10 protein-coding genes are annotated in these 10,996 nt (G+C 72.3%); 2 read left to right on the top strand and 8 right to left on the bottom strand.

What is annotated here, in order from left to right:
• The first annotated feature begins 195 nt into the window (after positions 1-195).
• Positions 196-825, top strand: a complete 630-nt coding sequence (locus ACR807_RS06155; protein ID WP_438920234.1) for a response regulator transcription factor — start codon at positions 196-198, stop codon at positions 823-825.
• Between the two features lie 115 nt (positions 826-940).
• Here the strand turns inward: ACR807_RS06155 and ACR807_RS06160 are convergent, their stop codons facing one another.
• The 7 genes from ACR807_RS06160 to ACR807_RS06190 form a co-directional block, all read right to left on the bottom strand.
• Positions 941-2,779: an acyl-CoA dehydrogenase gene (locus ACR807_RS06160; protein ID WP_438920224.1), complete on the bottom strand. Its 1,839-nt coding sequence runs from the start codon at positions 2,777-2,779 to the stop codon at positions 941-943.
• A gap of 177 nt (positions 2,780-2,956) precedes the next feature.
• Positions 2,957-3,745: a DUF1206 domain-containing protein gene (locus tag ACR807_RS06165; protein ID WP_438920225.1), complete on the bottom strand. Its 789-nt coding sequence runs from the start codon at positions 3,743-3,745 to the stop codon at positions 2,957-2,959.
• A gap of 77 nt (positions 3,746-3,822) precedes the next feature.
• Entirely contained in the window at positions 3,823-5,544 is a 1,722-nt protein-coding gene (locus ACR807_RS06170) for a VanW family protein (protein ID WP_438920235.1), read from the bottom strand.
• A 725-nt stretch (positions 5,545-6,269) separates the two neighbouring features.
• Positions 6,270-6,563 carry a GroES family chaperonin gene (locus ACR807_RS06175; protein WP_438920236.1) on the bottom strand — a complete coding sequence of 98 codons (294 nt, stop codon included), beginning with the start codon at positions 6,561-6,563 and terminating at the stop codon, positions 6,270-6,272.
• 36 nt (positions 6,564-6,599) lie between these two features.
• Positions 6,600-8,435, bottom strand: coding sequence for an NHL domain-containing thioredoxin family protein (locus ACR807_RS06180; protein ID WP_438920226.1), 1,836 nt, complete (start codon positions 8,433-8,435; stop codon positions 6,600-6,602).
• 57 nt (positions 8,436-8,492) lie between these two features.
• Positions 8,493-8,870 (bottom strand): NYN domain-containing protein, encoded by a 378-nt coding sequence (locus tag ACR807_RS06185; RefSeq protein WP_438920227.1) that lies wholly within the window; start codon positions 8,868-8,870, stop codon positions 8,493-8,495.
• A 421-nt stretch (positions 8,871-9,291) separates the two neighbouring features.
• The gene (locus ACR807_RS06190) at positions 9,292-9,438 is read right to left on the bottom strand and encodes a hypothetical protein (protein ID WP_233816239.1); all 147 of its coding nucleotides are present in this window, start codon (positions 9,436-9,438) and stop codon (positions 9,292-9,294) included.
• A 256-nt stretch (positions 9,439-9,694) separates the two neighbouring features.
• On the opposite strand from ACR807_RS06190, the gene ACR807_RS06195 reads away from it, so the two are divergent.
• On the top strand, positions 9,695-10,321 hold the full coding sequence (locus ACR807_RS06195; RefSeq protein WP_438920228.1) for an SIMPL domain-containing protein: 627 nt from the start codon (positions 9,695-9,697) through the stop codon (positions 10,319-10,321).
• Between the two features lie 83 nt (positions 10,322-10,404).
• On the opposite strand, the gene ACR807_RS06200 is transcribed toward ACR807_RS06195, so the two are convergent.
• Positions 10,405-10,996 (bottom strand): OmpA family protein (locus tag ACR807_RS06200; protein WP_438920229.1); only part of this gene is annotated, 592 nt, incomplete at its 5' end.

Raw genomic sequence — 10,996 nt, forward strand, 5'->3', positions numbered from 1 at the left:
GAGGTCATTGAGTCACATTCGTGACTCTTGTTCATATACGTGACCGGATCGGACGCAAAGTTTTTTCACGGAAACCGCGTCATGCGCGGCGCGCGAAGGTGTCGCATGGGCATGCGAACCGGTGTCAACGCACGTCCGCCCGTGACGGGCGGTGATCGGCGTGCCGCGGGACCGGGGATCGCCCTGGTCGACCCCGTGCCGCTCTACCGCGAAGGGGTGGCGGCGGTGGTCCGGCGCACGCCCGGCCTCCAGTGGCTCGGCGCGACCGGCCACCCGCAGGCCGTCGTGCGGCTGCACGAGCGGCTGCGGCCCGACGTGCTGCTGATCGACTCGGTCCTCGACCCGCAGGGGCACCTGGCGACCCTGCTGGCGGCCAACGACCCGGAGCTCGTGGTCGTCTCGCTGGTGCGCGAGCCGCACCGGACGGCGAAGTACGTGCGGTCCGCCCTGTCCGCGGGCGTGCGCGGCCTCGTGCCCAGGGCGGGCGAGATCGGCGAGGTGCTGCACGCGATCGTGCGCGCCCACACCGATCGCGTCTACCTGGACCCGACCCTCGCCCCGCTGGCGGCGGGCTTCACGCCGACCGCCGAGGCCGGGTCGCGCCGGGCCCTGTCGCGCCGGGAGTACGAGGTGCTCCAGCTCATCGCGGACGGCCTGGAGAACCAGGCGGTCGCGGGCGAGCTGTACGTGTCCGTGGAGACCGTGCGCACGCACGTGAAGAACATCCTTCGCAAGCTGCGCGCCCGCGACCGCACCCACGCCGTGTCCCTGGCCTACCAGGCGGGGCTGCTGACGAGCGGCACGAGCAGCAACGCGGTCGGCTGAGGGTCCGGAGGGGGTCAGGGGTCCGGACGGGGTCCCGGGGCCAGGAGGGCCCCGAAAGGGGCTGGAACGGGAACAGGGGCCCCCGCGGAGGGGACCCCTGCTCGTGTGGTTCAGGTCAGAACGACGCCTCGTCCACGTCCATCAGCGAGTTGTCGGTCGCCTCGGCGATCTTGCGGCGCGCGGTCAGCTCGGGCAGCACGTTCTTCGCGAAGAACGACGCCACGGCGACCTTGCCCTCGTAGAACGCCTTGTCGCGGGCCGACGGGGTGCCGCCCAGCTTCTCCAGCGCCACCTCGGCCTGGCGCAGCAGCAGCCAGCCCACGAGCACGTCGCCCGCGGTCATCAGCAGGCGGACGGTGTTCTGGCCGACCTTGTAGAGGTTGCGCACGTCCTCCTGCGAGCCGGTCAGGAAGCCGACCAGCGCGCCGAGCATGCCCTGGAGGTCCTCCAGGCCCTGCTTGAGCAGCGCGCGCTCCTCCTTCAGGCGGCCGTTGCCGCCCTCGTTGTCGAGGAACCCCTGGATCTCGCCGTTGATGAAGCCCAGCGCCTGGCCCTTGTCGCGGATGATCTTCCGGAAGAAGAAGTCCAGCGACTGGATGGCCGTGGTGCCCTCGTACAGCGAGTCGATCTTCGAGTCCCGGATGTACTGCTCGATCGGGTACTCCTGGAGGAAGCCGGAGCCGCCGAGCGTCTGGAGCGACTGCGCGAGCTGCTCGTAGGCGCGCTCCGAGCCGACGCCCTTGACGATCGGCAGCAGCAGGTCGTTGACCTTCTCGGCCAGCTCCTTGTCGGCGCCGCCCAGGGCGATCTTGTCCTGCTGGGTCGCGGTGTACAGGTACACCGCGCGCAGGCCCTCGGCGTACGCCTTCTGGAGCATGAGGCTGCGGCGCACGTCGGGGTGGTTGGTGATGGTGACGCGCGGCGCGGTCTTGTCCGTCATGCGGGTCAGGTCGGCGCTCTGCACGCGCTCCTTGGCGTAGGCCAGGGCGTTGAGGTAGCCAGTGGACAGCGTGCCGATGGCCTTGGTGCCGACCATCATGCGGGCGTACTCGATGACCTGGAACATCTGCGCGATGCCGTCGTGCACCTCGCCGAGCAGCCAGCCCCGGGCGGGCACGCCGTGCTGGCCGAACGTCAGCTCGCACGTGGTGGAGACCTTGAGGCCCATCTTGTGCTCGACGTTGGTGACGAAGGCGCCGTTGCGCTCGCCGGTCGACTCGCCGGTCCGCGAGTCGAAGTGCCACTTGGGCACGAGGAACAGCGACAGGCCCTTGGTGCCGGGCCTGGGCTCGATGCCGGGGCCCTCGGGCCGCGCCAGCACGAGGTGCATGATGTTCTCGGTCATGTCCTGGTCGCCGGACGTGATGAACCGCTTCACGCCGTCGAGGTGCCAGGTGCCGTCCTCCTGGAGCACGGCCTTGGTGCGGCCCGCGCCCACGTCGGAGCCGGCGTCGGGCTCGGTCAGCACCATGGTGGCGCCCCAGCCGCGCTCGATCATGATCTCGGCCCAGCGCTTCTGCTCCTCGGTGCCGTTGCGGTGCACGACGGAGGCGAAGTTGGGGCCGGCCAGGTACATGTAGATGGCGGGGTTGGCGCCGAGGATCAGCTCGGAGGCCGCCCACTGCACCGACGGCGGGATGCCGAAGCCGCCCAGCTCATCGGGCAGGGACAGGCGGTACCACTCGCCGTCCCACACGGCCTTGAACGACTTCTTGAAGGACTCGGGCAGCGTCGCCGAGTGCGTCTTCGGGTCGAAGACCGGGGGGTTGCGGTCGGCGTCGGCGAAGGAGTCCGCCAGCGGGCCGACCGCCAGGTTGTTGAGCTCGGCAAGCACGCCGCGCGCGGTGTCCTCGTCGGACTGCTCGAACGGCCCCGTGCCGAGGTGGTCCTGCACGTTGAAGACCTCGAAGAGGTTGAACTCGAGGTCCCGGACGTTGCTCTTGTAGTGACCCATCTCGTCGTCCACTCCATGCTGGTCGGGGCGGTCCCCTACTGACCGGTAACAACAGGGTATTACCTGTCAGTAACCCCGGCAAGGGCGGCTCGCCCGGTTGTGGTGAACCAGACGCGGCGGAACGGGACGAGGGCGGCACCCGGGTGGGTGCCGCCCTCGCGGGGACGCGGAACGCGGTCAGCCCTTGTGGGCCTTGGCCGCGGCGAAGCAGTAGACGCCGAACCCCAGGAAGCCCAGGGCGATGACGGCGAGCAGGAAGACGCCGTACGGCTGGGCGGCCAGCGAGTGCAGCGCCTTGTCCAGCCCGCCGGACTGCGACGGGTCGGCGCTCAGCGCGGCCAGGCCGACCAGGACGCCGATCAGCGCGTAGGCGATGCCCTTGCCGATCCAGCCGATGCGGCCGGTGCGCTCGACCCACTTCCGGCTGCCCGCGGGCAGCTCGGACATGTCCAGGTCGCGCTCGAACGACTTCTTCACGCCCTTGCGGACCACCATCGCGCCCAGGACGATGATCGCCACCGCCGCGATGCCCACGATGACCTGCCCGAACGGCAGCGCGAGGAACTTCGCGGTCCACTCCTGGGACTTCTCGGTGGAGCTGCTCTGGGACGTGCCGGTCGCGTAGTTGACCGCCGCGACGCCGATGGCGACGGCGGTGATGGCGCGTCCCACCGAACCGAACCGGTGGTAGACCCGCTTGCGCTTCTCGGTCTCCCACCCGTACCCGGAGACGGCCATGGTGATCTGCCAGATCGCGAAGGCGAACAGGCCGATCGCCAGCACCCACAGCAGGAACGGCCCGAAGCCGGTCTCCGCGACGAGGGCCACCGCGCCCTTCTGGTCGGTGCGCTCACCGGAGTCACCGAGCACCACCTGCGCCGTCAACGCCGCCAACAGGACGTGGACGACCCCGTAGCAGACCATCCCCGCGCGTCCGAGGACCTGCACGGCGGGATGTCTTCGCACCTCTGAAGCAGTGGTAGCCACGACCGGGTGACTACCCAATCGTGGCTACCGGCGAAACCCCGAGGTCGCCCCGGGTGTCACCCCTCGCAGATGATCTTGAACTGCGGGTCGTACCGGACGGTCCGCGACTCGCTGCGCGACTGGCCGGTGCGGCGGTCGGTGATCGTGCGGGTGTCGGTCACCGAGAAGCCGGGCGAGCCGTTGCTCGGCGTGCACGGCTTGGTGGTGACCTTCTTCTCCTGCGGCGGGGTCGGGTTGAAGTCCCCGCTGGTGGAGCCGGTCACGTCGTAGTTCTTGGTGCCCCACAGCACGATCTTGATCGTCGACGGCGTCCAGATCGTCTGGATCGCCACGCCCGTCTCGTCCGGGTTGGTGAACTTGATGTCGATCAGGCTGTTGCCGGCGTTGTCCATGAACACGGTGGCCTCGCGCCCCTTGGGGTAGCGCGTGATCCAGTAGCTGTGCTCCTTGTGGCCCGCGTCCTTCATGCCCGCGTTGTAGTACGCGTTGTAGAGGGTCGTGGCGAACTGCGAGATGCCGCCGCCGACCGCGCGGCCGGGGATGCCGTTCTCGATGATGCCCGCCTCGACGTAGCCCTGCGCCGTGCCGCGCGGACCGGTGTAGCCGTTGAGGCTGAACGTCTCGCCCGGCTTCACGATCGCGCCGTTGACCTTCTCGGCCACCACGCGGATGTTCACGCCCGAGTCGGCCGCGAAGCCACCGGTCTGGAACTCGCCGATGACCTCCTTGATGCCCATCTTGTTCGCCTGCTCGGTCGTGACCTTCGCGGGCGTGTGCTTGTACTCCGCCTTGATCGCGCGGTCGTTGTCGCGCTTCACCACGTCCATGAAGGTGGCCAGGGACTTCTCCCAGTCGATGCCGAGGCCGTCCACCGACTCCTTCACGGTGGGCCGGCCGCCCTCGAACACGATCTCGGCGTCCTTGCCCTCCTTCTCGGTCTCCTTGAGCTGGGGACCGGCGTGCTCGACGACCTTGTTGTTGTCCACCTTGGCGTTCAGGCCGCCGTCGTCGGCGGGCTCGAACACCAGCACGGTGCCGAGCTGCTCGGGCGTGAGCGTCGCGTCCTTGCCCTCGCCCTTGATGATCACGGGCGCGGACACGGCGGGCTTGGCGACCTCGTTCAGCGCCTTCTCGACGCCCTCCTTGGTCGTCTTCACCGGGGTGGTGGCCACCGGCAGCTCGACCGTGCCGCCGTCGGCCCAGGAGGCGAGCAGCGCGCCGGACGCGCCGGGCACGTCCAGCTTCTGCCCCTGCCGAGGCTCGACCGCGACCGGGTTCGCGCCCTCGAAGCGGATCGTGCCCTCGGCCGGGTCGTGGTCGGTGGTGGGGCGCAGGCCCTCCAGCGCGGCGGCGAGCTTCGCGTCGTCGCTCTTGGTGGCGAAGCCGACCTCGTGCGAGGTGAAGAACGACGTGACGCGGGTGATCGGGGACAGCGGCTGGCTGCCCGCCTGGTCGAGCGTCTTCGCCCAGTCCAGCTCCAGGCCGGCGGACTCCGGGTCGATCTCGGCCGTCACGTCGCCGGCGCGGGCCTTCACCGGCGCGGCCAGGCGGGGGCCGATCTCGCCGCGCAGCTTCTGCTCGGCCTCGGCGTGGCTCAGGCCGCCGACGTCCACGCCCGCCACGGTCACGCCGCGCGGCACGTTGCCGGAGGAGACGAAGATGTCCAGCCCGTAGAGGACGACCAGCACGCCGATCGCGGCGGCGGCGATGAGGCCGGTCTTGCGCAGGCGCTTGCGCTTGGCGTCGGCCTCGTCGGCCTCGGCGCGCTCGTCGACCATGACCGGGCCGTACACGCCGGAGTCGGTCGGCTCGGGCGCGGTGACCGGGGTGGCGAAGACGGTGGTCTGCTCCGACGGCGACGGCTGCCGGTCGAACCCGCCGGGCGGGGTGTGGGCGCCCCTGGTCCGCTCGGCGGGCGGGGGCGGCGGCGCGGGCATCGCGCGCGTCTGCTCCGCCGGGATCGCCCGGGTCTGGTCGGTCGGGATCGCGCGCGTCTGCTCGGCGGGCGTCACGCGGGCCTGCTCCAGCGGGATCGCCCGGGTCTGCTCGGCCGGCGTCACGCGGGCCTGCTCCGCCGGGATCGCGCGGGTCTGCTCGCCGTTCGGGTTCCGCGCCTGCTCGCCGTTCAGGTCGCGCGTGACCTCGCCGGACAGTGCGCGGGTCACGTCGGCGGACGGCACGCCCCCCGGCGGGGTCGGCACGGCCTTCGGCGGCACGGGCACGCCCCTCGGCGGCGTCATGTTGCGCACCGTCGCCGAGGCGTCGGCGGGCTCGGCGTCCGGCTCCTCCTGGGGCCACGCGGCCTCCTGGACGGCCGAGGCCGGGATGTGCTTGGTGCGCTCGGAAGCGGTGCCCGACGGGCGGACCGGCTCCATCGCCTTGGTCCGCTCGGCGTCGTACTCCGGTCGCTCGTTCTCCGGCACCGCTTCCCCCTCTTGCCTTTCCTCAGGCTCCTGGGACTGATTACCCGACCGCCGTCACGTGATGATCACGTTCGGGCGGTTCACAGGTAAAGACCGGTCCCGTGGTCGGTCCGCTCGGTGGCGGTGGCGTGCACGTCCCGTTCCCGCATCACCAGGTAGGTGTTCCCCTGGACCTCGACCTCGAACTGGTCCTCGGGGTTGAACAGCACCCGGTCGCCGATCTTGACGTGCCGCACGTTCGTGCCCACCCCGAGCACGTCCCCCCACGCCAGGCGCTTCGCCATCTGGGCGGTCGCCGGGATCACGATGCCACCGCTGCTGCGTCGTTCGCCGTCCTCCGGCGAGATCCGCACCATCACGCGGTCGTGCAGCATCTGGATCTCGAGCTTGACATCGGCCACCAGCGGAGTCTAGATGCCCTCGTCGAGGCCACCCATCATCAGGGGTAGCCTGTCCGGCCCGCCCGCCTCGACGCGCACCGGCACGCCCCAGTCCTGGCGGGCCAGCTCGCACACCGGGTGCTCGACGGCGGGGTCGTCCGTGCAGCTCGCGGCCTGTGCGACGACGTGCAGCACGCCCTCGGTGAAGCCCTCCGCGACCACCAGCCGGCGCACCAGGTCGGTGCCCGTGCCCGCGCCCTCGGCGATCAGCCCCGGCGGGGAGCTGGTGACCTCCAGGCGGGTGGACGGGCCGAAGCGGTCGTCGAGCTTCTGGCCGGTCGGCGGGGTGAACACGACGGCCAGCTCGACCGGGCCGGGCGCGATCACCGACGGCGGGCGCTTGACCCGGTGGGCGTCGCCGCTGACCAGCCGCACGCCGGGCGCGACGGGCCGTTCGAGGCGGTGCGCGGCGGAGGCCACGACGACCAGCTCGCCGTCGACCAGGACCGCGTCGGACGGTTCGGCGACGTCGGTGGCCAGGGTGGACACCTCGCCGGTGGCGGGGTCGTAGCGGCGGATCGCGCCGTTGTAGGTGTCGGCGACGGCGACCGCGCCGTCCGGCAGCGCGGTCACGCCCAGCGGGTGCTGGAACAGCGCCTCGTCGGCCGGGCCGTCGCGGTGGCCGAAGTCGAACAGGCCCTTGCCGACGGCGGTGTGGACGGTGCGGTCGGCGTCGAGCCAGCGCAGCGCCGAGGTCTCCGAGTCGACCAGCCACAGCCGGTCGCCGGCGGCGGCCAGGCCGGAGGTCTGCGCGAAGAACGCCTCCTCGGCCGGGCCGTCGTGCAGGCCCTCCACGGTGGTGCCGGCCAGGCGCTCCACCCGGTTCTCCAAGGGCTTGAACAGGCCGAGGGTGTGGTTGCCCGCCATCGCGACGGCCACGCCGCCGGCCGGCTCCCACCAGGCGACGTCCCACGGGCTGGTGAGGTCGACCTCGCCGGCCGGGCCGTCGGTCGCGCCGTCGCGCCACTGCTCGCCGGTGCCCGCGACCGTGGTGACCTCGCCGGTGTCCAGGTTCAGGCCGCGCAGCAGGTGGTTGACCGTGTCGGCGACGACCGCGTGGTAGCCGACCTCGGCGGCGACGCGGTCGGGCAGCAGCGCGATGCCGGCGGGTTCGGAGAACGTGGGGCGCGTGCCGTCGGCGCGACCGCGCTCACCCGTGCCGACGCGGCGGACGACGGTCTCGCCGTCGGCCTCCAGCTCCACGAGGGAGTGGTGGGCCGAGTCGCTGACCAGCAGCGTGCCGCGCGGCGTGAGGACCGCCTTGGCGGGGAAGCGCAGCTCGGTCGCGGCGGGCGGCGGCGCGACGTACGGGCCGTCGCCGCGGTGCAGCGTGCCCTTGGCCGCGTGCTCGGCGACGACCTCGGACACGACCTGGCGCAGCGCGTCGAGGTGGCCCTCGCCGGCGGCGACGTGCACGACGTAGCCCTCGGGGTCGACCAGGACGAGCGTCGGCCACGCCTTGACCGCGTAGTTCTGCCAGGTGGTCAGCTCGGGGTCGTCCAGCACGGGGTGGTCGACCTGGTAGCGCTCGACGGCGGCTTCGAGGGACGCGGCCTCGGCCTCGTGCGCGAACTTGGGCGAGTGCACGCCGATGGTGACCAGGACGTCGTGGAACTCGGCTTCGAGGGGGCGCAGCTCGTCCAGCACGTGCAGGCAGTTGATGCAGCAGAAGGACCAGAAGTCGAGCAGCACGACCTTGCCGCGGAGGTCTTTGAGCGCGATGTCGCGCCCACCGGTGTTGAGCCAGCCCCGGCCGACGAGTTCGGGGGCGCGGACGCGGGCGCGGCGGCGTTGAGCGGTCGTCACGTCCCGATCCAACACCGCGGGACGGCGCACCTGTTCCGGCGTCCACGATGTGGGAGGTCAGTGCCCCCGGACCGAGCGGGGGCCGACGACGGTCGCGCCGAGGGCCTCCACGCGCCGCCTCAGGGCGCGGTCGGCGGTGGCGACGGTGACGGGGCGGCCGGCGCCCTCGTCGCGGACCACCTCGACGATCTTGTCGTCGCCGTCGGCGGTGGCGGGGACCACGCGGACGCCGGGGGTGGAGCCGACGTGCCTCGCCCGCCCCTCGACCACCAGGACGACCTCCAGCGGGCCGGGGTGGGAGGGCAGGCCCCGTTCGGCCACGGCCACCAGGTCGTCCCTAAGGCGGGTGGCGGCGGCGGCCCGGTCCTTCCACCAGCCGTCGGGGACGGAGCCGACGACGTTGGCCGCGTCCACGACCAGGAGCGGGAGCGTCATCGCGCCATGCTGCCGGCGAACGCGCGGGATGTTGTCGGACCCCGCCGGCACGATGGTGTCGTCCACGGGGGACGAGGCGAGGACGAGGGGGAAGAAGTGGTCATGGGGCGTGCCCGCAGGGCGAAGGACACCTGGAACGGTTCGGCGACGACCACGTAGCCGGACGTGGGAAACCCCGCGGTGCTGCCAGGTCGGGGGTCCGACAGCACCGCGGGGTCACCTGGGACATCGAGACACGATCGTGGACTGTTACACCCCCTAGAGGGTGTGACGCAGGTCACGTTGTGAATATGACGAAGCCCTGCCGCGCGGGAGGTGCGGCAGGGCTTCATTCTTTCCCCCCGGCCGGACGTGGACGACGGGGCGCGCGCCCGCGTGTCGTCGGGCGGTCGTCACTCGATCCGGCAGGTCCTGCGCCGCGTCAGCGGAGCGAGGTCACCTGGGCCTGCGCGATCGCCATCAGTTCGTGGCGCATCGCCGGGGTGGGTGCCATGTCGATCGCCCGGGCCACGGCCTTGCGGTTGCGAGCCTCGACACGACGAGCGCGGAGCTTCGCAGTGAAGTTCACGGGGTTCATCCCTCTCAACGTTCCTCGGTGGTGTGCCTCAAGTATGCCTCATCGGCACGCGCGATGCACCCGATTCAACGGTGAGGTGGCGCACACGCCGACGAATCTTCGGCAGCAACCGCGTAGCTCCCGACGATTCGCCTGGACGACACCTGTTGGACCGGACGGCACCACCGGCGGCGCGGCCCGCTCCCGCGCGGTGCCCGGTGACGGAGCCGCACGGGCGCGGAGCGTCATCGCCGGTAGCGTGGCCGTCGTGGCTGAGGTGGTGACGAAGGGCGTCGGCCGGGTCGAGCGGACCGCCGACCGGGCCGAGGTGCAGGTGAGCTTCGAGACGACCGGCTCGACGCGCGCCGAGGCGGTGGACCGGCTGACCGAGCGGGTCGGCGCGCTCGAACCCGCGTTCGCGCGACCGGGCGTCGAGGTGCGCTCGCGGCAGCTGGCCGTGCACGACAACTGGGACGGCACCCACCGCTCCGGCAGCCGGGCGAGCCAGAACTACGTGGTCCGGGTGGACGACGTGGCCGGGCTCGACGACCTGCTGGCCGCCGTGGTCGCGGCGGAGCCGACGTGGCTCGGCGGGCCGACCTGGCAGCTCAGGGACGACGTCGAGGCCGTCGCGGAGGCGCAGCGGGAGGCAGTGGCGGACGCGCGGCGGCGGGCCGAGGGCTACGCGCGGGCGCTGGGCGCCCGGCTGGGCCCGCTGCAACGGCTCGCCGACGGCGACGCCGAGGCGCAGTGGGCCGCCGAGTCGTCGCGCGCGATGACCGCCGGGTACGGCGGGTCGCCCGGCGTGCCGCCGCAGGTCGACCAGCTCGCGCTGGAGGCGCAGCGGATCACGGTGGCGGTCCGGTGCACCGCCACCTGGGCCCTGCTCGACTGACCCGACCTCTCCCGACCCGAACTCCCCGGCCCGGCCTCCCCCGACCCGAACTCCCCGGGCCGACCTCGTCGGACGGCGGTCGCTCAGCTGCTGGTGCGCGGCTGGACCAGCTCCACCACCACGGACCGGTTGCGCGCCGCCGCGCCCGGGATCAGGTCGCCCGCCGCGTCCACGTCGACGTCCAGCGGCGCGCCGAAGCCCGCGCCGACGACCTCGACGAACGCCGACCGGCTCACCCCGAGGTCGGTCAGCGCCGACATCACCCGCTGCGCCCGCCGCTGGGTGAGGCCGACCGCCTGCTCCGCCGACGCCGACGTGGCCGTGCGCACGACGACCCGCGCCGTGGTGCGCCCGTCGAACTTCTCCGCCACCTGCCGCAGCACGTCCTGCGCGCCGGGCGCCAGCTCGTCGCCGCCCGCCCGGAACACCATCGAGCTGGGCACGTGCACCAGGGCGTCCCGGTTCTCCACGTGCCCGATGTCCACGGTCGGCACCTCGGTGCGCGCGATCGGCCCGCCCGCGGGCCCCGGGTCCGGGTCGTGGGTGCAGCTCGCCGCGCCGAACTCGCGGCACACGCCCAGCCACAGCTCGACGAGCGCGTCCCGCGCGCCGGGCGGCAGCGGCTGCTGCGCGCCGGCCACCTGGCCGAGGCCGGAGAAGACGACGTCCTTGCCG

Origin of the sequence: Saccharothrix sabaoui, from assembly GCF_051756985.1 — a bacterium.
GTDB lineage: Bacteria > Actinomycetota > Actinomycetes > Mycobacteriales > Pseudonocardiaceae > Actinosynnema.